The sequence below is a fragment of the Nisaea sediminum genome (assembly GCF_014904705.1).
Classification (GTDB): Bacteria; Pseudomonadota; Alphaproteobacteria; order Thalassobaculales; family Thalassobaculaceae; genus Nisaea; species Nisaea sediminum.
In genome coordinates this window covers 112,438-134,212 of record NZ_JACZCQ010000011.1, presented here as the reverse complement: position 1 = coordinate 134,212, position 21,775 = coordinate 112,438, and the positions used below count along the sequence as shown (strand labels likewise).

At 63.0% G+C, this 21,775-nt stretch carries 24 protein-coding genes; 9 read left to right on the top strand and 15 right to left on the bottom strand.

Features of this window, described 5'->3' with window-relative positions; translation table 11 throughout:
- Window positions 1-205: 205 nt before the first annotated feature.
- Window positions 206-676: an MOSC domain-containing protein gene (locus tag IG122_RS20855; protein WP_193188259.1), complete on the top strand. Its 471-nt coding sequence runs from the start codon at window positions 206-208 to the stop codon at window positions 674-676.
- Window positions 677-689: 13 nt separating this feature from the next.
- Window positions 690-1,040, top strand: coding sequence for a VOC family protein (locus tag IG122_RS20850; RefSeq protein ID WP_193188257.1), 351 nt, complete (start codon window positions 690-692; stop codon window positions 1,038-1,040).
- Between the two features lie 7 nt (window positions 1,041-1,047).
- On the opposite strand, the gene IG122_RS20845 is transcribed toward IG122_RS20850, so the two are convergent.
- The 8 genes from IG122_RS20845 to bmt all read right to left on the bottom strand — a co-directional run bounded on the left by IG122_RS20845 (window position 1,048) and on the right by bmt (window position 9,103).
- A complete protein-coding gene (locus tag IG122_RS20845) occupies window positions 1,048-1,779 on the bottom strand; it encodes a proteasome-type protease (protein ID WP_193188255.1) in 732 nt (243 codons plus the stop codon).
- A gap of 26 nt (window positions 1,780-1,805) precedes the next feature.
- On the bottom strand, window positions 1,806-2,609 hold the full coding sequence (locus IG122_RS20840; RefSeq protein ID WP_193188253.1) for a transglutaminase family protein: 804 nt from the start codon (window positions 2,607-2,609) through the stop codon (window positions 1,806-1,808).
- 2 nt (window positions 2,610-2,611) lie between these two features.
- A complete protein-coding gene (locus IG122_RS20835; protein ID WP_193188250.1) occupies window positions 2,612-3,553 on the bottom strand; it encodes an alpha-E domain-containing protein in 942 nt (313 codons plus the stop codon).
- Complete coding sequence (locus IG122_RS20830; protein WP_193188248.1) at window positions 3,553-4,980, bottom strand: circularly permuted type 2 ATP-grasp protein; 1,428 nt, start codon at window positions 4,978-4,980, stop codon at window positions 3,553-3,555. Before IG122_RS20830 ends, IG122_RS20835 begins: the two co-directional genes overlap by 1 nt.
- A 149-nt stretch (window positions 4,981-5,129) precedes the next feature.
- Window positions 5,130-5,723, bottom strand: coding sequence for a response regulator (locus tag IG122_RS20825; protein WP_193188245.1), 594 nt, complete (start codon window positions 5,721-5,723; stop codon window positions 5,130-5,132).
- A 180-nt stretch (window positions 5,724-5,903) separates the two neighbouring features.
- Window positions 5,904-6,740: a ferredoxin--NADP reductase gene (locus tag IG122_RS20820; RefSeq protein ID WP_226893821.1), complete on the bottom strand. Its 837-nt coding sequence runs from the start codon at window positions 6,738-6,740 to the stop codon at window positions 5,904-5,906.
- Between the two features lie 202 nt (window positions 6,741-6,942).
- Window positions 6,943-7,749, bottom strand: a complete 807-nt coding sequence (locus IG122_RS20815) for a phosphoadenylyl-sulfate reductase (RefSeq protein ID WP_193188243.1) — start codon at window positions 7,747-7,749, stop codon at window positions 6,943-6,945.
- 328 nt (window positions 7,750-8,077) lie between these two features.
- The gene (gene bmt, locus IG122_RS20810) at window positions 8,078-9,103 is read right to left on the bottom strand and encodes a betaine--homocysteine S-methyltransferase (RefSeq protein WP_193188241.1); all 1,026 of its coding nucleotides are present in this window, start codon (window positions 9,101-9,103) and stop codon (window positions 8,078-8,080) included.
- A 136-nt stretch (window positions 9,104-9,239) separates the two neighbouring features.
- Between bmt and IG122_RS20805 the strand changes: the two genes are divergently transcribed.
- Window positions 9,240-9,944, top strand: a complete 705-nt coding sequence (locus IG122_RS20805) for a TIGR00266 family protein (RefSeq protein ID WP_193188239.1) — start codon at window positions 9,240-9,242, stop codon at window positions 9,942-9,944.
- 106 nt (window positions 9,945-10,050) lie between these two features.
- Here the strand turns inward: IG122_RS20805 and rpsU are convergent, their stop codons facing one another.
- Window positions 10,051-10,254, bottom strand: a complete 204-nt coding sequence (gene rpsU, locus IG122_RS20800) for a 30S ribosomal protein S21 (protein WP_028467376.1) — start codon at window positions 10,252-10,254, stop codon at window positions 10,051-10,053.
- 217 nt (window positions 10,255-10,471) lie between these two features.
- On the opposite strand from rpsU, the gene def reads away from it, so the two are divergent.
- Entirely contained in the window at window positions 10,472-11,059 is a 588-nt protein-coding gene (gene def, locus IG122_RS20795; RefSeq protein ID WP_449867113.1) for a peptide deformylase, read from the top strand.
- A complete protein-coding gene (locus tag IG122_RS20790; RefSeq protein WP_193188235.1) occupies window positions 11,056-11,742 on the top strand; it encodes a COQ9 family protein in 687 nt (228 codons plus the stop codon). Before def ends, IG122_RS20790 begins: the two co-directional genes overlap by 4 nt.
- 33 nt (window positions 11,743-11,775) lie before the next feature.
- On the opposite strand, the gene IG122_RS20785 is transcribed toward IG122_RS20790, so the two are convergent.
- The 4 genes from IG122_RS20785 to IG122_RS20770 form a co-directional block, all read right to left on the bottom strand.
- Window positions 11,776-12,732 (bottom strand): hypothetical protein, encoded by a 957-nt coding sequence (locus IG122_RS20785; protein ID WP_193188233.1) that lies wholly within the window; start codon window positions 12,730-12,732, stop codon window positions 11,776-11,778.
- Window positions 12,733-12,961: 229 nt separating this feature from the next.
- Window positions 12,962-14,311 carry an amidase gene (locus tag IG122_RS20780; protein ID WP_193188231.1) on the bottom strand — a complete coding sequence of 450 codons (1,350 nt, stop codon included), beginning with the start codon at window positions 14,309-14,311 and terminating at the stop codon, window positions 12,962-12,964.
- Window positions 14,312-14,315: 4 nt separating this feature from the next.
- Window positions 14,316-15,005: a DUF2848 domain-containing protein gene (locus tag IG122_RS20775; RefSeq protein ID WP_193188229.1), complete on the bottom strand. Its 690-nt coding sequence runs from the start codon at window positions 15,003-15,005 to the stop codon at window positions 14,316-14,318.
- Window positions 15,006-15,016: 11 nt separating this feature from the next.
- A complete protein-coding gene (locus IG122_RS20770; protein ID WP_193188227.1) occupies window positions 15,017-15,568 on the bottom strand; it encodes a TIGR02444 family protein in 552 nt (183 codons plus the stop codon).
- Window positions 15,569-15,663: 95 nt separating this feature from the next.
- Between IG122_RS20770 and IG122_RS20765 the strand changes: the two genes are divergently transcribed.
- Together IG122_RS20765 and IG122_RS20760 are read left to right on the top strand one after the other, a co-directional pair.
- Window positions 15,664-15,867 (top strand): YdcH family protein, encoded by a 204-nt coding sequence (locus tag IG122_RS20765; RefSeq protein WP_193188225.1) that lies wholly within the window; start codon window positions 15,664-15,666, stop codon window positions 15,865-15,867.
- Between the two features lie 17 nt (window positions 15,868-15,884).
- Window positions 15,885-16,781 (top strand): hypothetical protein, encoded by an 897-nt coding sequence (locus tag IG122_RS20760; RefSeq protein ID WP_193188222.1) that lies wholly within the window; start codon window positions 15,885-15,887, stop codon window positions 16,779-16,781.
- Here IG122_RS20760 and IG122_RS20755 read toward each other — a convergent pair.
- Window positions 16,774-18,003 (bottom strand): aminotransferase class III-fold pyridoxal phosphate-dependent enzyme, encoded by a 1,230-nt coding sequence (locus tag IG122_RS20755; protein WP_193188220.1) that lies wholly within the window; start codon window positions 18,001-18,003, stop codon window positions 16,774-16,776. The two genes, IG122_RS20760 and IG122_RS20755, sit on opposite strands and share 8 nt — an antisense overlap.
- 163 nt (window positions 18,004-18,166) lie before the next feature.
- On the opposite strand from IG122_RS20755, the gene purE reads away from it, so the two are divergent.
- Both purE and IG122_RS20745 read left to right on the top strand, forming a co-directional pair.
- The gene (purE, locus tag IG122_RS20750; protein ID WP_193188274.1) at window positions 18,167-18,664 is read left to right on the top strand and encodes a 5-(carboxyamino)imidazole ribonucleotide mutase; all 498 of its coding nucleotides are present in this window, start codon (window positions 18,167-18,169) and stop codon (window positions 18,662-18,664) included.
- The gene (locus tag IG122_RS20745; RefSeq protein WP_193188218.1) at window positions 18,664-19,737 is read left to right on the top strand and encodes a 5-(carboxyamino)imidazole ribonucleotide synthase; all 1,074 of its coding nucleotides are present in this window, start codon (window positions 18,664-18,666) and stop codon (window positions 19,735-19,737) included. Before purE ends, IG122_RS20745 begins: the two co-directional genes overlap by 1 nt.
- Here IG122_RS20745 and IG122_RS20740 read toward each other — a convergent pair.
- Window positions 19,724-21,697 carry a tetratricopeptide repeat protein gene (locus IG122_RS20740; RefSeq protein WP_193188216.1) on the bottom strand — a complete coding sequence of 658 codons (1,974 nt, stop codon included), beginning with the start codon at window positions 21,695-21,697 and terminating at the stop codon, window positions 19,724-19,726. The genes IG122_RS20745 and IG122_RS20740 overlap by 14 nt on opposite strands.
- Window positions 21,698-21,775: the final 78 nt, after the last annotated feature.

The following is a 21,775-nucleotide window of genomic DNA, read 5'->3' as shown; positions in this document are numbered from 1 at the left end:
AGGGGGGTGTGGGGGGTTTTGACCCGGAAACCCCCGCCCCCGCGAACGGGGCCGCGGCTTTTTCAATCAGTGTCGTCATCCCGGGCTTGACCCGGGACCTTTGGGAGAGTCGAGCTCGTTGTTCGACAAGGTCCCGGCTCTGCGGCCGGGATGACGACGTTTATTGGAGCATGCTACCGTTCCCGAAACATCGGGGAGCGTACGCATGAACTGGACGGGCCGTCTCGATCACATCCACATCTGCGCCGAGGGTTCGGCGGACATGACCGAGCTCGACGAAGCGAAGCTGATCGCCGGCAAGGGGATCGAGGGCGACCGCTATTTCCTCGGAACCGGAACCTATTCCGACAAGCCGGCGCCGGACCGGCAGGTCACCCTGATCGAGAGCGAGACGCTGGAGGCGCTCGCCCGCGACCACAATATGGAGCTCACCCCGATCGAGAGCCGGCGCAACCTCACCGTCACCGGCGTGCCGCTGAACCATCTGGTCGGGAAGAAGTTCCGCGTCGGAGAGGTCGTGCTCTATGGCGGGCGGCTGAACACGCCCTGCCAGTATCTCGACGATCTGCTCGGCAAGAAGCTGTTCAAGCTGCTGCTCAACCGCTCGGGACTCAATTGCGAGATCGTCGAGGGCGGCGTGATCCGGCCCGGCGACACGGTTTCGTCCATGGAATGAAGGAGCCGGGGCCATGACCGTCAAACGCATCGTCGCCAATCTCGCCGCTCCGGACGTGGAGACGACCGCGCGATTCTACCGTGACCTGTTCGGCCTCGAGCTCAAGATGGATCTCGGCTGGATCGCAACCCTCGGCTCGGACGAGAGCATGCGGGTGCAGTTCAGCCTGATGCGCGAGGGCGGCTCCGGCGCGCCGGTTCCGGATATCTCCATCGAGGTGGACGATCTCGACGCCATGCTGGAGAAGGTGCGGCAGGCCGGCTACGAGGTCGAGTACGGTCCCGCGGACGAGCCCTGGGGCGTCCGCAGGTTTTATCTGCGCGATCCCGAAGGCCGGCTGGTCAACGTTCTGACGCATCTCTGAAGAGGTCTCAGAACCGGAAGTCCGGCAATTCGTTGAAGGCTTTCTTGAGCGCGTCGCCCCAGCCTTCCGAGACGGTCATGTAATAGGGATCGTCGGCCTTGATCCGCCGCGTATGACCGATCTCGAAACTGTCCTTCTCGTACGTCATCAGGTCCAGGGGCAGGCCGACCGAGAGGTTGGCCTTGATGGTCGAGTCGAAGGAGACCAGCAACAGCTTGATCGCGTCTTCGAAGCTCATTTCCGGGTCGTAGGCGCGGATGATGATCGGCCGGCCGTACTTGGTCTCGCCGATCTGGAAGAACGGGGTGTCCTCGGAGGCCTCGAGGAAGTTGCCTTCCGGATAGATCAGATAGAGGCGCGGTTCGCCGCCACGGATCTGGCCGCCAAGCAAGATCGTCGCATCGAATGTCGAATCCCCGCGCATTCCATTCGGTGAGGAGGTGCGAATCACCTCGCGCAGCATCTGACCGACATGGCGCGCGGCCTCGAACATGGAAGGAGCTGCAAAAACCGAGGGACTGCGGTCTTCCGGCGCCTTCGCCCGCTCGTCGATCATGCTGACGACGGTCTGGGTGGTGGCCAGGTTGCCCGAGGTCAGAAGCGTGATGACGCGCTCGCCGGGCACGCACCAGGTGAACAGCTTCTTGAATTGCGAGATGTTGTCGACACCCGAATTCGTGCGGGTATCTGACATGAAGACAAGACCCTTATTCAGCCTGAGGCCGACACAGTAGGTCATGGTTACAGAAGGCTCCGAATGGGCGGTTACTGCTGCTCGACCTGGAGGTTCACGGAGAGGGATTCGGCACTGCTGCCAAACCGCAAACCCGACACAGGCGCAGCTTCCTTATAGTCCAAACCACAGGCGACACGTACATAGCGTTCGTCGGGCGAAATGCCGTTCGAGACGTCGAACCCGATCCAGCCGATGTCCGGGACGTGTATCTCCGCCCAGGCATGTGCGGCATCCTGCTGCACGCGGTCGTTCATCATCAGATACCCACTGACATAGCGTGACGAATAGCCGAGCACGCGCGCGGCGGCGATCATGATATGGGTATGATCCTGACAAACGCCATGGCCGGCCTTGAGGGCGTCTTCCGCGGTCGTCGTGACTTCGGTCTTGCCAGGCTCGTAAGCGACCCGATTGCCGATCAGTTCGCTCAGAGCATGCAGGCGGGCGATGTCGCCGTCATATTTGGCGTCCAGAGATTTCAGGAGTTTCCTGAGTTCGGCACCTGGCGCCGTCGACGGCGTATTCCGCAGATAATACCAGAAAGGCGCATGGAGCCCTTCCTCGACCAGAACGCCGTGGGTGTCGTGGGTCTCGACCTCGCCCTCGACGAGGATGGAGACGTCCTGGCTGTCCGGCTCGATGCTGGTGAGGATGACGTGGTTGCCGTGCTGATCTGTGAAACTCAGCTCCTCGCGCGCACCTTGGAGTGCGATCCGCCAATCCAGAATGGACTGGGACGCGAAGGACCGCGGCGTCTTGCGGAGCTGCTGAAGTGCGAACGGGACGGGCGCGTTGTAGTGATAGCTCGTCGTGTGGGATATCCGGAGGCGCATGGTTAACTGTAGAACCTGTAGTCCTGTTCGATCTGACTGCTCAGTTCGCCCATACCATAAATAAAATTCTTTAAGAATTCGTGCAGTCCCGACGCAAGGATCGAATCGATAGTCCTCTGGTCGAGCGTCTCGAAGATCTTGTCCACGCAATCATGGCACGGCTTGCGCTCGCCGTACTGAGCGCTGAGATTGTTCAGGTTCGAGAGGATCTCCTGCACACAATGCGCCAGCGAGCGGGGCATGCTGCGGTCCAGGATCAGGAAATCGGCGATGCCGCTCGGGTTGATGTCCTCGCCGTTCAGCCATCGGTAGGAGCGGTTTGCCGAGAGGGAGCGCAGGATGGTTTCCCACTGCACGTTGTCGAGCGATGAGCCGATATGCGAGAGCGAGGGCAGCAGGACGTAATATTTTACATCGAGAATGCGGGCGGTGTTGTCCGCCCGCTCGATGAATGTCCCGAGCCGGGCAAAATTGTAGATGTCGTTGCGCAGCATGGTGCCGTAGAGCGTGCCGCGGACCAGCGTGCTCTGCTGCTTGATGAGTGCCAGAACTTCGGGCAGGTCCCGTTCCCGGATCGGACGCTGCAGGGCCTGGTTCAGCACCATCCAGCTTTCGTTGGTCGCCTCCCAGACCTCGCGCGTGAGGGCGGTTCGCACAAGGCGGGCGTTGGTTCGCGCCTGTTCCGTGACGTAGCGGACACTGGAGGTGTTCTCGCGGTCGCGCAGTATGTAATCGACCACATTGGCCGCGTTGTATTCACCGTGCCTGTTTTCGAACCCGTTCGTGACGCCTGCCGTCGCGATGACCGATTGCCATTCGCTTGTTGCCGCTGTGGAGCGGGTGAGAGCAATTCGGAATCCGGCCTCGAGCAGACGGGCGAGATTCTCGCTCCGCTCGAGATAACGGAACATCCAGTAAAGGCCGCCTGCAGATTTCCCCAGCATCAGTCGTCCAGCACCCAGGTGTCCTTGGTTCCGCCGCCCTGACTGGAATTGACCACCAGGGATCCTTTCTTGAGCGCGACCCTGGTCAGACCGCCGGGCGTGATGTCGATGCTGTCCGGCGAGACCAGAACGAAGGGGCGCAGATCCACATGACGCGGTGCGAGGCCGGCCTTCGTCAGGATCGGAACGGTCGAGAGCGCGAGCGTCGGCTGGGCGATGTAATTGCCCGGTTTGGCCTTGAGCAGTTTCCGGAACCGCGCGATTTCCCGTTTGCTCGCGGTCGGGCCGATCAGCATTCCGTATCCGCCGGAGCCATGGACTTCCTTTACGACGAGATGCTCGAGATTGTCGAGGACGTAGGCCAGAGAGTCAGGCTCGCTGCAGCGCCAGGTCTCCACGTTCTTAAGGATCGGCGCTTCGCCGGTGTAGAAGTGGACGATTTCCGGCATGTAGGAATAGATCGCCTTGTCGTCCGCGATCCCGGTCCCGGGCGCGTTGGCGAGCGTGATGCCGCCGGCGCGGTACACGTCCATGATCCCGGGCACGCCAAGGATGGAGTCCGGATTGAAGTTCAGCGGGTCGAGGAACTCGTCGTCCACGCGGCGATAGATCACGTCGATCGGCTCGTAGCCTTTGGTCGTCCGCATCGCGATGCGCCCGTCGATGACGCGAAGATCGTGACCCTCGACGAGCTCCGCTCCCATCTGGTCGGCAAGGAAGGAATGCTCGAAATAGGCGGAGTTGTGAATTCCGGGTGTCAGGACCGCGATTACCGGCCGCCCGCTGCACACGCTCGGGGCGGAGCGGGCGAGGGCACGGCGCAAGGCTTTCGGATAGTCGCTGACACTCTGTACCGGAATTTTGGAGAACAGCTCCGGGAACATCTGAAGCATCGTCTCACGGTTTTCCAGCATGTAGGAGACGCCCGAAGGCGTGCGGGCATTGTCCTCGAGCACGAAAAACTCGTTGTCGCCGGTTCGCACGAGGTCGATGCCGACAATATGGGTATAGACGCCGCCCGGCGGTGAGACGCCGATCATCTTCGGCTCGAAGGCGCTGTTCTCGGAGATCAGCCGTTCCGGTACACGTCCGGCCCGGATGATTTCCTGGCGGTGATAGATGTCGTGCAGGAAGGCATTGATCGCCCGGACGCGCTGTTCGATGCCGCGGGCGAGCCGCGACCATTCCCGCGACGAGAGAATGCGGGGCACCACGTCGAACGGGATCAGCCGTTCGGTATCCTGCGAGTCGCCGTAGACGTTGAAAGTAATTCCGGTGCGCCGGAAAAAGGTCTCCGCCTCGGCGGATTTTTTTAGAAGCTGGGCGGGGTCTTCCGCATCGATCCAGTTGTGATATTCGCGATAGGCGTTCCGGACTGTTCCGTCGCCGCCAAACATCTCATCGTATTCGTTTTTGCCGTCTCCCATGCCGCAGATTAGAGCAAGTTCCCGGCGCGCTTCGCAAGTGCGAAGATTTCCGTCAGGTTACACCAAAGACGGAAGCGAACGGTTTCCGTCAGCACCAAGTGTCCGGTGGATTGGTTGCGATGCCGGCAATCTCCGGCTGGGGAGCGCGGTTAGGAGGCCAGGTCCTGGAACTGCCGGATTTCGGAGGTCACGACATCCAGAAGCATGCTGTGAGTAAGCTGCGACTTCAGGATGAAACGATTGATGTCCTTGACGTTTCTCGCATCGCTTTCCGACAGCATCGCCGGCTGCCCGGTCCGGATTACGATCCGGATGTCGGTGTTCGCGATTTCCGCGCGAATGTGACGCGCAAGCTCGAACCCTGCTTCGGGCGTTTCCATCACGACGTCCAGCAGCACCAGCGCGATACCGGGGCATTTGTTCAGAACTTCGATACCTTCCGCCCGTGAATAGGCGTGATGGAAATGAAGCGGCCGGCCGAGAACGGTCTCGCCGCCGAGCGAGAACAGGGTCGATTTATGCACGTCGGCATCGTCATCCACGATAAGGATGCGCCACGGAATCTGGTTATCCGGTGCAGCGTCATGATCCGTCTCGTCTTCGTCGGCGAAGACCAACTCGTCGAACTCTTCGGAAGCGCTGCCGGTGGTGGATATATACATCTGGCCGGACTGCCCGAGGAGACGCATTACGCGCGGGCCGATAACTGTCGGTTCCTGTGCCGTTCCAAAAAGGTATTTCATGCCGCCTGCCTCCAGTTTCGGGCTTCCGAAGGTGATGCCGTTTCGACCGGCTTCTCCCAGGCCTCTGCCGATATTCGTGGCATTGGACCCGATTTTTTTAAGGAGTTTGCCACGAAACCTTTAACCGGAAATGAATCCCCGGAACCTTAGCCAGAAGTCGAACCGCCGGAAGTCCAGAGGTCAGCCAACGAAAGCCCGCTCGACGACGAACTGGGCCGGGTTGTTGTTCGCCCCTTCGGTCAGCCCGGCTTTCTCGCAGAGCTCCTTGACGTCCTTCAGCATCGGCATCGAGCCGCAGATCATCGCCCGGTCGCTTTCCGGGTTGAGCGGCGGAACGCCGAGATCCTCATAGAGCTTGCCGCTCTCCATAAGGTCGGTGATGCGGCCCATCTTCTCGCTCTGCTCGCGTGTCGTAGTCGAGTAGAGGGTGAGCTGCGGGCCCGCGAGTTCGCCGAAAACCTCGTCTTCCTTCAGCGATGCGACCAGTTCCTTGCCATAGGTCAATTCCGCGACCTCGCGGCAGGTATGGGTCAGGATCAGCTCGTCGAACTTCTCGTAGGTCTCCGGGTCGCGGATCACCGAAGCGAAGGGCGCGATCCCGGTGCCGGTGGAGAACATGTAAAGACGCTTGCCCGGGAGCAGCGCGTCGTTCACCAGCGTGCCCGTCGGCTTCTTGCGCATCAGCACGGTGTCACCCGGCTGGATCTTCTGCAAATGCTCGGTAAGCGGGCCGTTCTGGACCTTGATCGAATAGAACTCGAGCTCCTCGTCCCAGGCGGGGCTGGCGATGGAATAGGCGCGGTAGACCGGTTTCTCGGCGTTCGGCAGGCCGATCATGACGAATTCGCCTGAGCGGAACCGGAAGCTCTGCGGGCGCGTCATGCGGAACCGGAACAGCCGGTCCGTATAGTGCTGCACCTCGGTGACGGTCTCGGCGAAGACTCCGTCCGGAACCGGAAACCCTCCGGTGCCGCGCGCTTCCGCGCTCTCCGCGATTGTGGCGTGACTGTCCATCATGTTCACTGTACCTGCTCTCCTGTTGAGAGGTCCGGCGGCTCGGCCGGCACCGCCCGGTCCGGGCAGCGGTTGAGGTCAACGGCCCTAAGATTGGGCCTGCGACCGCCGTTTTCTATCCTTGGCGGCCTTTCGGTTCAATCTTTCCATGCCGTGCGCGGCGATTGGTCTCGCAATCGCTGCGCACAGCCGGGTTCGAAAGGGATCAGGCCGCGGCCTGTTTGTTGGTGCCGGGCGAGCGCTGCACGGCGCCGTTCTCGTCGAAATGAATGCCGCACTCGGTCTTCTCGAGCCTGGCCCAGCGTCCCGCTCGTTGCGGCCCGTCCGCCGCTGCCGGGGCGGTGCAGGGCGCGCAACCGATCGAGCGGTATCCGGCCGCCTGAAGCGGATGCCGTGGCAGATCCCGGACCGTGAATTCGGCATCGATCCGGGCCTCGTCCCAAAGGGCGAGCGGATTGAGACGGATGCGGTCGCCGAACTGCTCGATCGGGTCGATATCCGCGCGCACATCGCCGTGGGCCCGCTTCCGCCCCGTTACGATCAGCCCGAACGGCGTGATCGCCTGGCGCAGCGGCAACACCTTGCGCAGGTTGCAGCAGGCATCCGGATCGCTTTGCCAGAGCGTGCCGTCCCGGTCCTGGCGCTTGATCAGGGCTGTGGAGGGGGTCGCGTTCCGGACGTCTTTCAGGTCGAGTCGCGCCACCAGTTCGTCGCGATAGGCAAGCGTCTCGGCGAAATGTTTACCGGTATCGATGAAGATCACCGGGATCGTTCTGTCGACCTCGGCAACCAGATCCAGCAGGACTGCCGATTCCGTCCCGAAGGAGGCGATCACCGCGCTCCGCCCGGGAAACTCCTCCTGGGTCAGGGCATGCAGCAGCCCGGCTTCGTCCAGACCCGCATAGTCCTCGACGAGCCTGCGGTGGAGCGCCGCCGTCTCGTCCTCGTTTTTGTCGTGACGGACATGTGAGTATCGTCCGCCGGTCGTTACCCGTTCGATCGCTTGCGCCATGATCCTTCATCCATTCCGCGTCGCTCGTGGGCGGTACCCCGGCGATCGGGCAAGCTTGCCCGTTGACGGACTTTCGTCCGCCTCGTCATCGTCAAGGTCATGCAAGATCGCGCCACGCGCGATATGCCCGCCACTCGGTTCGGGCCCACGGGAACATCCCGTGGCGCTTTAGCAGTTGGTGACGCGGATGCAAGCTGCCCTGTCAAATCCCGCGGGAAAGTCATCCTTTCCGAGGCTGAAGGTAGGGATCGGGATTTGCAGGGTCAACGTGTTGAAATGGCTGGAAAGTCAAATAAACCGAACCGTTCCCGGATCGGCATTCGGCGGATCAATTCCGTCTCCGGCCGCGCCGTTGGCGAGTGGATTCTTTGCCCTCTCCGCCGCCGAGAAGTTCGGCCGTCGAGCCGGTCAGCGTGCCGCAGGCGGCAACGATCGCCGGCATGTCCGGGGCATCGCCCTTGGTGTGGGCGTCGAGCGCCTCCCGCATCGCGCGGATATGGGTCGGTGTGGTGCCGCAGCAGCCGCCGACGATCCGGGCCCCGAGATTGACCGCAAGACGGGCGCAGGCCTGCATCAACTCCGGCGTGCCGGTGTAGCGGATCTCGCCGTCCTCGTAGACCGGGATCCCGCAATTGGCCTTGGCGATCAGCACGTCTCCGCTTTCCAGCTTGTCCGCGATGCTGAGCAGGCCGACAAGCAGGTCCGAGGCGCCGGTGCCGCAATTGCCTCCGAAGGCGACGGGACGGACCGGGCGGGCATGGACCATCTCGACCAGGCGCTGCGGCGTCATGCCCATCATGGTGCGCCCGTTGGTGTCGAAAGAGAGCGTGCAGACCGCCGGCAATCCGACCTCGTCCGCCGCATCCAGCGCCGCCGTCAGTTCCTCTTCAGAGGAGATGGTCTCGATCCAGGCGACGTCGGCGCCGCCGTCCTTGAGGCCACGCATCTGCGCCGCAAAGCTCTCCTTGCCGTCCTCGACGCTAAGCGGACCGAGCGGCTGGTAGAGATCGCCGGTCGGGCCGACGCTGCCGGCATTGACGATCTTCCGTCCGCTTTCGGCGATCTCCGCCGCAAGCAGCTCGGCGGCCGCCTTGTTCAGTTCGTAGACCCGCTCCTCGGCCTTGTGCAGCTTCAGCCGGTTCGCCGTGCCGCCGAAGGTGTTGGTCAGCACGATGTCGCTGCCGGCCTCGATGAAGTCGCGGTAATGGGCGCGGATCTTCGCCGGCTCCTCGACGTTCCAGATTTCCGGCGCGTCGCCATGCTGGAGGCCGCGTGCGAACAGGTTCGTGCCGGTGGCGCCGTCGGTCAGCAGCCAGGGCTTTTCGGCGAGGAGTTCGGTGAGCAGATCGGTCATAGGGCAAGCCTGTATTTGGCAATGGCGCGTCGGCGCAGCAATATGAAGCTCAATAGCGAAATGCAATCGCGTTGATTGCCCGGTGGGCGACACCAAGTGTCGTGGACCGAACCATTTTCGAGCGACAGGAGTTCTCATGGCCGCCGACGTCATCGACTACAGGATCGAGGGGGACCACGCCCCGCTCTTGACCGTCACGCTCGATCCGGGGGAGGCGGTGCAGGCCGAGGCGGGGGCGATGGTCATGATGGATCAGGGAATCCGGATGACGACCGAGCTCACAGGCGGCCTGCTTGGCGGCCTGTTCCGGAAGTTCTCCGGCGAGAGCCTGTTCCTCACCTATTTCATCAATGAGGCGGACGAGCGCCAGGACGTCTGTTTCGCGGGCTCGATGCCGGGGCAGATCCGCCCTATCGATCTCGGCAAGAGCGGCGGGCTCTTCTACTGCCAGCGCGATGCCTATCTCTGCAGCGCCCGCGGCGTCGATGTCTCGATCGCGCTGACCCGCAAGCTCGGCGCCGGGTTCTTCGGCGGCGAAGGGCTGATCCTGCAGAAACTGGAAGGCGACGGTTTCGCCTTCCTCAATGCCGGCGGCACCCTGGTCGAGCGGGAGTTGGGTGAGGGACAGCGCATCACGGTGGATACCGGCTGCCTCGTCGGCTTCTCCGGGACCTGCGACTACGACATCGCGTTTCAGAAAGGGATCCGCAATCTGGTGTTCGGCGGCGAGGGGATCTTCGTCACCCACGTAACCGGCCCCGGCCACGTCATCGTGCAGACCCAGCCGATCGCCGAACTCGCCATGTCGCTGGCGCGCCTGATGCCGAAAGAGGAGAAATAGGAGCGGCAAAACCGGGAAAACACAAAAACCGCCGCTCGGCATGCGAGGGCGGTTCCGTGTTCTGGACCGGGTAGATACCGCCGAAGCGGCAAGAGCCCCGAGGGCTCTAGAAGCCTTCGCGCTCCATGCGCTTGCGCATGAGCTTGCGATAGCGGCGCACCGCTTCGGCTTTCTCGCGCGCCCGCTTTTCGGACGGCTTCTCGAAGTTGCGACGCAGCTTCATTTCCCGAAAGACACCTTCGCGCTGCATCTTCTTCTTCAGCGCGCGCAGGGCCTGATCGATATTGTTATCGCGGACCGTTACATGCACGAAACCCGACCTCCAAAACAACTGTGCGAATTCAGAACACAAGGTGCCCCTAGGGATTTCGCTCCCCACGGGCAGGAGGCGGGTATGTATCACAACCCTTCGCGACTTGCAAAGCCCGGCTTTACATAAATCGCGCGGTTATTTGCAGAGCAGCTTTGCACAGCCCCTGATGTCATCCGGGCAGCCGTCGAAAGCCCGAAGCGCGGTTTACCCTGCGATGTTAGCGCTCTATATCGAAGTCATGACAGCACAAAAGATCGTACGAATGGGAGATCCGGTCCTTCGCCGCCGGGCGGAAGAGATTCCGGATCCGGCCGCGGAAGGGATTTCCGCGCTCGCCGAGGACATGGCCGACTCGATGGCTGCCGCCGGCGGTGTCGGCCTCGCGGCGCCGCAAATCGGCATCTCGAAGCGGATCATCGTCTTCAAGGTTCCGGCCGAACGGGCGACCGCGGAGACGAATGACGGGCCGCTCGATTTGCAGGTTCTGGTCAATCCGGTGATCGAGCCGCTTTCGGGCGAAATGGAACTCGGCTGGGAGGGATGTCTCTCCATTCCTGGCCTCAAGGGCGAAGTGCCGCGCTACCGGAAGATCCTGTACCGGGGCTATGATCTGAACGGCGAGAAGGTGCTGCGCCAGGCGGAAGGTTTTCATGCACGGGTGATCCAGCACGAGGTCGACCATCTGGACGGCATTCTCTATCCGGAGCGCATGACCGACATGCGGCGCTTCGGCTACGGCGAGGAACTGCTGCGCGCGGCGGCGGACATTCCGGAGCGGGAAGAAGAAGGAGACGGCAAATGAGCGACGATACCGTTCTCGACAAACGGGAGGCGGAGCGCGACCGGTTGCTGGACAGCATCCTGCCGCACGTCATGTTCGACGGCTGGAGCCGCAAGGCGCTGAAGCACGGCGCCGAGGATGCGGGCATTTCCGCCGCGGACCTCGACCGGTTGTTCCCGGCGGGCGTCGGTGACTGCATCGGGCATTTTCTCGACCGGGCCGACCGCGAGATGGTTCGGGAGTTCCAGCGCCGCAATCCGTCGCAGATGAAGATCCGCGACCGGATTGCCGCCGCGGTCCGCATCCGTTTCGAGCAGGCCGTGCCGCACAAGGAAGCGGTGCGCCGTACGCTGGCCTATATGGCGGTCCCGGGGCAGGGCGGCCTCGGAACCCGCAGCCTCTACCGGACCGTGGATGCGATCTGGAAGGCGGCGGGAGATACCTCGACCGACTACAATTTCTATACCAAGCGCGGATTGCTCGCGGCGGTGTACAGCTCGACCCTGCTGTTCTGGCTGAACGATACGTCCGAGGACCATGTCGAGACCTGGGACTTCCTCGACCGGCGGATCCGGAATGTCATGGCGATACCAAAGCTGACCGGCCGTCTGAAGGAGGCTGCCGAGAAGGTGAAGAGCCCGTTCGAGGCACTCAGGAACTGCGCCCCGAAACGGCGTCCCTTCGCCGGCGCGCGGCAAGTCTAAGACCGTCGGCGGCCGGCTTGCCGGTCACCTCCGTCACGAAGTCGCCAGACCGTACATCTTCAGGGTCTCGGCTATCGCCGCATCGAGTCGATCGGCGAACGGCGCGAACCATTCCTGCGATCGCAATTCGGCGGCATTCCGGTGCTGAGCAGTGTTCTTCAGCCCGGGATTATGCTCCCAAGCCTCCATCGCGGCAGAGATAAGTGCCACCACCGGGTGATCGATCGCAAACCGTTCAGGGATGCCGCCGCGCTCTGACACCTCGGATTCGTAGGCGCGCTGGATGACGGCTCGCTGTACGGCCCACTCGATGCGGGTGGCTTTCTCCTCGATGCTCACCTTGTCGAGGAACTGAAGGCCGGCCTTGTAGGTACTTTCGTGGTCCAGCGGGCTGGCGGCTAAGAACTCGCCGCTAAGGCGGGTCGGGCCGTTATAGAGACCCATCGCCATGCCTTGCTGGCCGTTCATGAGATCTCTGGCCGTGTTCTGTTCGTCCTCGCTGAACAGGCCTCCCTCATTGCTGGCCACGGCGTGAAGTGCCCGGCGGTCGAGCTCTCCGAACAGCGAATAGTGATCGACGCCCTCATAATTGTGGGTGGAGAATGGCTCTCCGCTCTCCCGCATGGCCTCATATTTCGAGTCCAGATTTTGCCGGGCTGCTTCGGCGACCTGGGCAAACGACCGTTCCTGGGAAAATGGTTCAGCGCTGGGATCGACGATGCCAGCAGAAAGGTTTCTTGCCGAGAACCCCTCTCTCGTCGGCCGAAACTGTTCGAAATAGTCGACCCGCGCCTGAAAAAGAGCGTCCTCGGCCTGTTGCGTCTTCAGCAAAGCCCGCGCTTCGGCTGAAATTTCCACTGTATCGACGATACCGGTGCCCGACGCAGGTCTCTGTGAGAGCGAGGCCTTGCGATCCGGGGTATCCGCGTTCTGAGCCTCGAACAATTGGGGCAACAGCCCCTGCGCGTATACGCCGAGAGTGCTGATCATAGGACGGTCCCAAGACTTCCGAATTCATGCCTTTTCGCATACCCGCCGCGTCGGAAATCGATCCGGTGCGGACGTTAATAATGGTTAAGCAAAATACGTGCCGGGCCTGGCACGAGTGGCGAGCCGGTTGGGTTTTCGGATATGAAAGGCTCTTGGGGGAGTGGTGCCCGGCAGGAACTGCCTGCCGGGCGATTAAGCGCCGTGCACGTGGGACGCGGAAAGGATTGTCCTAGCGGCCGGCCAGCGTGGCCTCGATCCCGGCGGCAACCGCCAGCGTCTTCGCATCGCCCATCGTTTCGCCAACCACCATAAGGCCGACCGGTCCTGTGCCCGCCTCGTGACAGGGCAGCGAGACGGCCGAACGGTCGAGGAAATTGCCGAGCGACGGGTTGCGCAGTATCAGCATGTTGGTGGTGTGATAGAGGTGATCGTCGGCCTCGAGACTGGCGATGCCGGGCGCGACGACCGGCACGCTCGGCATCAGCACCGCGTCATAGTCCCGCGTCGCCGCATTGGCGATGGCCTGGATCTCGGCCCGGCGGCGCTGCAGGATCACATAATCCGCCGCCAGCATCTTCGCGCCGCCCTGGATCCGCGTCCCGACCCGCGGGTCGTAATCGGCTTCCTTGCGGGACAGAAGGTCGCGGTGGATCGCATAGGCCTCCGTCGGGGCGAAACCGCCGGCCCTGTTCGAGGCCGGGATTTCCAGCAGCCACTCGAAGCTTTTCTCTTCCAGGATCGCGCCGGCCTTGGAGAGCCTGTCGAGCGCGGCCTCGAATGTCTTCGCGACATGCTCGTCCATATCGTCGAGCACGAGGGTGCCCGGCACCACCAGGCGCATGCCCTTGACCGGGAACGGCTCGACCGGCTTCGGCGTCTCGCCCGCCATGATCGCGTCGAGCAGGGCGCAGCAGGCGACGGAGCGTGCGAGCGGACCGATGGAATCGAGCGACCAGGAAAGCGGGAAGGCGCCATCGGTCGGCACCCGGCGCGCGGTCGGCTTGAAGCCGGTGAGGCCGTTCAGCGCCGAGGGGATGCGGACCGAGCCGCCGGTGTCGGTGCCGATGCCGGCCGCCGCCATGCCGTCGGTCACGGAGATCGCCGCGCCGGAGGAGGAACCGCCGGGAATCCGGCCCGTTGCCCGGTCATAGAGATTCTTCGGCGTGCCGTAATGTGGGTTCAGCCCGAGGCCCGAGAAGGCGAATTCGGTCATGTTGGTGAGCCCGACGATGACGGCGCCTGCGGCCCGGAGACGGGCGATGGCCGGCGCGTCCGCGGCAGCGGCGGGTTCGTCCTTGCGGGCGACGGAGCCGGCCATCGTGACCTTGCCGCGGATATCGAACAGGTCCTTCACGGAAATCGGAATACCGGCGAGCGGCGAGGGGACGATCCCGGCCGCGCGCAGGGCATCGCTCGCTTTCGCTTCCGCCCGCGCCCCTTCGGCGAAGACATTGGTGAAGGTGCGGGACCCTTCGCCTTTTGGATCCTCGATCCGGGCCAGCGCTTCTTCGGTCAGTTTCTCGGAGGTCGTCTTGCCGGTGGAGAGGTCGGCGGCGAGGTCTTTGAGCGGGGCGAACATGGTCTCAACTCACATTTGGAAGGGTATGAATGTCGTAGGCATGAGAGATCCTGGCTCCGCGCACCGGATCCTCGATCTCCATCGAAAAGCGGTCCGCCGGGCGAATGCCGCCGATCGCGGCGAAGGTCCCGAGCAGCATGACGGTGCCGGGTGCGAGATCGCCCTTCGCGTATTTCTCCATCATGGTCTCCGGCCGGTGGATCGCGCCGAGGGTTCCGTCCTGGTAGAGCATTTCCTCGCCATCGATCACGACACGGGAGCGCAGCCGGATCTGATCCCAATGGTCCAGCAGGTCCGCCAGCGGCCAGGCTTCGCGGGCCAGCACCTTCGGGCACATCTGTTTCGAGGCGGCGACGGAATAGGCCTCGGCGGCGCGGTCGGTATGGTCGGAGCCGACGGTCACCCAAAGCCCTTCGTCGCTGGCGATGAGGACCGCCTCGACCTCTCCCGAGGTCTCGGTTCCGACCACCTGGATCGCATCGTCCTGCATCAGAATATTGACCGCGTTCCGGTAGAAAAGCGGCGTCTGGCTCGGCGGTGCGACGCCGATCGCCTTCAACTCGTCGATATGATGCTGCAGGGCTTCGGTGTCCCGGCCGCTCCAGCCGCCGACAACCAGGTCCGAGACGCTGACGGCGAGCATTCCGCCGTCGGGTTTTTCGAAGCGGAGCGTGACATGGGCGCCGTCGCGCATGAGCTGGTTCCCTATCTGGTCTGGTCGGATGCCGGAACGGCGAGAGCGGAAACGATATCCGCTTCCGCCGCGTCGGGAAAGGCGGTGCGGACGAGTTTCAAAAGACTGTCTTGAATCCCGTCGCCGGGGCCCGTTGCCGCGAGGGAAAGGTAATGCCGCAGATTGCCGGCCGCCGCGTGGACCGGATCGTCTCCGCTCCCGGAAAGTCCTTCGAACGCCGTGTGAAGCCGCGCCTGCTGGATCTGTTCCGCGGTCAGTTCCAGTGCGGCGACCTGTTGGCGGAACGCGGTGAGCCCCGGGTCTGCCGCGAGCGGTTTCAGGTGGCGCCGGATGGCTCTCAGAGGCGCAATGACCGGTCCGGTCCACTCACCGGCAAGTTCGATCGCGCGTCGGGCATCTCCGCGATCCAGAGCGACGCCCATGGATCCGAGCCAGCAGCACAGCAGCAGAAGGTTGACGTCGAGACCGTACCGGTCTTGCAGATCGAGGCATGCGGCAGCCGCGCCGTCCCGGGCGTAGGTCGTGAGGGAGTAGGTCCAGAACGGGTTATCGAGCGCGCGCATTGCTCATGTCTAGCATGCAAAAGCGCCCTACCAAACGGGATCGCTTTGAGATATGACAGATCCATTCAGCATATGGACGGCTACGGATCACCGCGTTGGAAGCAGACCGCGAAGAACTGTCACGCAGGCTCGAAGAGCTCAAGGTGGAGCACCGCGATCTAGATGACGTGATTGCCCGTCTGGCGGAAGACGGGCCGTTCAACCAGCTCCAGATCCAGCGTCTCAAGAAGCGCAAGCTGCTGCTGAAGGATCAGATCATCCGGCTCGAGAGCGAGCTCCTCCCCGACATCATCGCCTGAGCGGGGCTCAGCGTCCGGTGACCGCCAGAGCCATCATCTGCACGGCAAGCGACGATCGCTTCTTTCAGGTATCGCTCAGCCTTCTGCGTTCGATCAGGGATCAGCAGAGTGCCGATATCGATATCGGCTATCTCGATCTCGGATTGTCCGAGGAGAACCGAGCGACGCTGGCAAAGTTTAGTCCGGAAATCGCTTCGCCCGGATGGGACGTCGACTTCGCACCGCCGGGCCGCGATCGATCGACGGTTGGGCCCGGTTTCAAGGCGATGGTCTCACGTCCGTTCCTGCGCGACCATTTCCCCGGATACGAAACCTATATCTGGATCGACGCCGATGCCTGGATTCAGCATTGGTGGGCGATCGAGTGGCTGGAAAAGAGCGCGCTGCAGGGGCGGCTCTCGATTGTTCCGGAGATGGATCGTGCCTATGCGCATTGCTTCGACATCAAGTCCTATGTGCGCTGGACGGTCGAGCAGCAAACCGGATATTTCGGCGCCGACGAGGCCAAACGGGTCGGATACAATCCGGTACTGAATTGCGGCGTTTTCTCCATGCCGGCCGCCCATCCGGTCTGGGATGTCTGGGCCGACGCGATGCGCACGGCTCTCGGCCGGAAGGTCGGGTTCTATGCGGATCAGATGTCGCTCAATTACGCCGTCTACACGACCGACCATCCGCGCTGCTTCCTGCCGAGCACCTTCAACTGGCTGGCCAACATGGCGCTTCCGGCTTTCGATCCGGAAGCGGGAGAGTTGGTTGAACCCGATATCCCTCACCGCCCGATCGGTATCCTGCACCTGACTGGCGATATCAAACTCGCCAGCCAGCGGATCGCGATGGTCGGGCGCGACGAAACGATGGAATCGCGCCTCTTCTACGATCCCCGGCGGCGGAACAGGGCCGCGGTCAGATAAAACCGGACCCGGCTTCGGCAAGGATGCCGACGGCGAACCGGAAATCCTCCTCAGAGATGTTCAGCGGCGGGGAGAGGGTGAGATAGCGGCCGTCTGCAGTGCCGGTGTTGAGACCCAGCCTGTAGCAGGCGTCTTTCAGGGCGGGTAAATTCGTCCGATCGTCGCATTCGACCGCCATCGCGCAACCGATCCCCCGCGCATATGAATAGGCGGGTGTCTTTTTCGAGAGCGCCTGCAACTCCGCCAGCGCCCAACGGCCCAGGTTCGCGGATCTTTCGACAAGTTTCTCGTCATCGATGATTCTGAGCGTCTCGATCCCCGAGCGGGCCAACACCGGATTTTTCTGGTGGGTGTAGTGACCGATCCCGAGATGTTGGGCGACGTCGAGTTCGGTATTGGCGATCACGGCCGAGAGCGGCAGGACGCCGCCGCCCAGCGATTTTCCAAGTACGGTGATGTCCGGCGCGGCTTCGAAATGTTCGCTGGCGAAAAAGCGGCCGGTTTTGCCGAGGCCCGTCGGGATCTCGTCGAAAATCAGCAATGTTCCGGTCCGGTCGCAGAGGGAGCGGATCTCCGGCCAGAACCAGTCCGGCGGCAAATGCGGTGTGGCGCGGATAGGCTCCGAGAGGAGAGCCGCGATGTCGCGCGCTGCGAGATAATATTCCAGCGCCTCGAACGCGGTCTGCGCCGCCGCCTCGGCGGTTTCGCCGCTGTTGCGCGGCCAGAAGGGATGAACGTGATGGCAGCCTTCGAGAGCGGGAAATTCCTCTCGCTCCGCGGCGGTGCCGCCGACCGAGAGCGCGCCGAGCGCGGCGCCGTGCCAGCTGCCGTCGAAAGCGATCGTCTTAGTGCGCCCCGTCGCGACATAGGCGAGCTTGAGCGCCATTTCGATGGCGTCCGTGCCCGAGACGCCAAGTAGAACGCGGGCATTGCCGTAGGGCCAGCGCGCGGCCAGCATTTCCGCGAGTTCGACCGCAGGCTCCGATGTGAAGAGCCGCGGCGTGAAGGACAGCGTGTCCAGTTGCTGTTTCAGCGCCGCAACCATGCGGGGGTGCGCGTAGCCGATATTGTGGCAAGTGTTGCCGTGAAAATCGAGGAACCGGTGGCCTGTCTCGTCCACCGCCCAGGCCCCCCGGCACGAGGTGAAGGCATGGGCAACCGGCGTGGAGCCCGCCTGATGCAGGAAGGCGGCGGCATCCCGTCTGCTGATGGACTCACTCACGACCCGTTCCTCTCCGCTTACTCCCTTACGACTCAACCACAAAGCGCGCCGGGACAAAAGCCGTCAGTCCGCGCTTGTAACTGAAAGCTTCGCTCCTATAATGCCGCGCTTCTTTGGCCCGCTCCGCCGCGCAGGCGGGGCCGTTGGAAGCAGGATGGCGCATATGGCCGAGGCCGCGACACCATTGGTCGGCATTATCATGGGAAGCCAGTCGGACTGGGAAACCATGAAGGAAGCCGCCCTCATTCTCGAGGCTCTCGAGGTTCCGCACGAAACCCGCATCGTCTCCGCGCACCGCACACCCGCGCGCATGGCGGATTATGCGGCCACGGCGAAGGCGCGGGGCCTCAAGGTGGTGATCGCCGGCGCCGGCGGCGCGGCGCATCTGCCGGGCATGGTGGCAGCGCAGACGGCGCTGCCGGTGCTCGGCGTGCCGGTGGAAAGCAAGACGCTGAAAGGCATGGACAGCCTGCTTTCGATCGTGCAGATGCCGGGCGGTATTCCCGTGGGTACGCTCGCGATCGGTAAGGCCGGAGCCAAGAATGCCGGCCTTCTGGCGGCGGCGATCCTCGCCAACGAAGACGACGCCCTGCATGCCCGGCTGGCCGCCTGGCGCGAGGCTCAAACCGACTCGGTCGGCGACGTTCCGGTGGACTCCTGATGCCTGAGGTTCTGGCGCCGGGCGCTGTCATCGGAATCATCGGCGGCGGGCAGCTCGGCAGGATGACGGCGCTGGCCGCTGCGCCGCTCGGCTATCGCTGCCATATCTTCACCCCGGAAGAAGACAGCCCGGCCTCCCAGGTCGCGGAACGCACAACCGTCGCGTCCTATGATGATGAAGTCGCGCTCTCTGCGTTCGCCGCCAGTGTCGATGTCATCACCTACGAGTTCGAGAATATTCCCGTCGACACGGTCGAGCGGCTTTCAAAGCTGGCTCCGGTGCGGCCGCGGCCGAGCGTTCTGGCGGTCTCTCAGCATCGGGTTGCGGAGAAGGACTTCGCGCGCGATGCGGGGGCGGGAACCGCGCCTTACCGTCACGTCACCAGCTTTGAGCAATTGCGCAAGGCGGTCGAGGAAATCGGCCGTCCGGCGGTTTTGAAGACCTGCCGTTTCGGATATGACGGCAAGGGTCAGGTGAAGATCGCGGCGGAGACGGACCTCGCGGAAGCCTGGGAATCGTTGAACACGGACGACGCGGTCCTCGAAGGATTCGTTTCCTTCGAGAAGGAGATTTCCGTCATCGTCGCGCGCGGTCTCGACGGAACCTCCCGCGCCTTTCCGGTGGCCGAGAACCATCATGTCGACCATATCCTCAGCACCAGCACGGTCCCAGCGGCGATCGCTCCGGAAACCGAAGCCGCGGCGCGCGCGGTCTCGGAAGCGCTTGCGGAGCGCCTTGATCTCGTTGGTCTGCTCGCAGTGGAGATGTTCGTGACCTCCGACGGCAAGGTCCTCGTCAACGAGGTTGCGCCCCGGCCGCACAATTCGGGCCACTGGACCCAGGACGGCTGCGCGACCAGCCAGTTCGAGCAATTCGTCCGTGCTGTGACCGGACTGCCTCTCGGTCCGGTCGATGTGCGCTTTCCGACGGTGATGCAGAACCTGATCGGCGATCAGGTCGAGCAGTGGAAGACGATCGTCGCGGAGCCGGACGCCAAACTGCATCTCTACGGCAAGGCTGAAGCGCGTCCGGGCCGCAAGATGGGACATGTGAACCGGATCAGGGTTTCCTGATCGGGAGCGCCCCGGTCTCGAGGAAATGACGGACCGCGGCCCCGACGCGCTGCGGCCGGTCGCTTGTCGCCGTCGAGTCCGACGGCCGCTTCACGGGATAATGGGTGGGGAACATCGGATCCCATCCATCGGCGAAATAGAAATAAGCCTTTCCGAGACCGATCACGGGAACGCCGGCCGAACAGGCCAGCGCCAGCGCAGCCGTGGACGGCGTCACGATCAGGTCCATGCAGGCCATCAGAGCGAAGACGCGATCGAGTTCCCTGGTTTGATTTAGGTCCGGAAAGTCGTGGATCACGACGCCGTATTTCGACCGGATGTCCGCGAGTTCCCCGGAAGCATCGCCATATTGCAGATTGACCAGGGTGAAATCCCCGGTCGGGATCTCCTGAATCAATTCGTCGATGGTATTGTAGTGGATCGCCCTGTGCGAGGTGATCAGCGTTCCGCTGCGCCAGCTGATTCCCAGATACGGGCCCGGTCCCAGCGCATTCAGGCGCTCGCGCCATGCGGCGGTATAGCCCGGGTCGGGCTGCAAATAGCACGGCGTCTCGTTCCAGCTTTCCGGAGTTGAACGGTAAATCGCAGGAAGGTCGCCGCTGAAAATCGAGTGAGTGAAGCCCCTTTCCGCCGCCAGCGTCGTGTAATCGTGCGTAGGCTTTCCCTGCGGACCCGGCCTGAGCTGTGTCGGGATCAGGTCGATGCTCGGATAGGTGCGCTTCAGAAGGGGGTGCAGCCTCGTATCCGTTTCCACCGTTACGGTCTTCACGTCGCGAAGCAGTTCTCTGAGAGGCGACAGAAACCTGAGATCGTCGCCGACCCCCTGTTCCGAGGCGACGAGCAAGTGGTCCGGGACAGTGGAACCCGGCGACCAACGCGGGGGGATCCCGACCCTGAGCGGGGCGACCTTCATCCCGAGACGGTTTGGCCAGTACCTCCAGCCGGTTTCAACGTCCTGCGTGCAGAAAGCGGAAAGCGATAGGTTGTAGCCGAGGTCGTCGAATGTCGGGTCTACACTTAATCCGTGGCGGGAGACGCGGACGGATTCATGGAAGCGGCCAAGCTGGTACGACGTGGTTCCGAGAGAGTTGTAAAACATCACCGTTGCCGGCGAGAGCAGGATGGCACGCCGGGCGGCCTCGGCCGCAGCCTCGTATCTGACGTCGCCGTAATAGGTCGCGGACAACTGGTTCCAGGCATTGGCCGACCCGGGGCTGAGTATTGTCGCGAGCTTCCTTGGAACGAGGCCCGGCCGGCCGGATATTTCGGAAATATCTCCGTCGCGGAAGTTCGCGTAGAACTCGAAACGCTGCGGATCAAGCAGGATGCCGCACTTGGTTGCCCGGTCCGCCAGCGCGGTTTCACCGAGGGAAAGATGTGCGGCACGCAAATGAAAATAGATTTCGGCATTTGCCGGTGCCCGGTCTCGTGCCCTGGAGAGAGCCTCGAGAGCTTTCGCCGGCTCGCCGATTGTCTGGTAGGCGCATCCGAGACGCAGCCACGCCTCGGCATTCTCGGGGATCAGTTCGACCGCCCGTAAAGCGCGGGTTACGGCGATGTCGGGACGCCCGGTTTCAAGCGCTACGATCGCGGCATTGAGAAAAGCCGTGCCGGCTGCCGGGTTTATGATTCCGGCTCTTTCATAAGCCGCGGCTGCCGGGCCCGTGCCGCCGGCTGCCCGTGCTGCGCTTCCGAAATGATCGTAGAACGATGCCGCATCCGGACGTTGCAGGATGGCTTTTGCTATCTGCGCCTGCCCCTTGCGTGCCGCTCCGGTCTGAAAAAGAAGCGTGCCATAGAGATGCTGAAGATCAGCAACGGGCCCCAAATAGCGGAACAATTGCTCATAGAGCGGTCGGGCGGCCGCCAGATTGCCCGCTTCATGGAGCGAGAGGGCCTCGGTGAACTGCCGCTGGAGCTCAGCGGGGGCAGGGCGGTCCGTGCCTGGCGTATTCACCATTTGAGGTATTTCCTCTCGACCCAGCCTGACAGCGGTCCGGACGGCCCGCGTGCCTCGGCGAATTACGACGCCTCATCA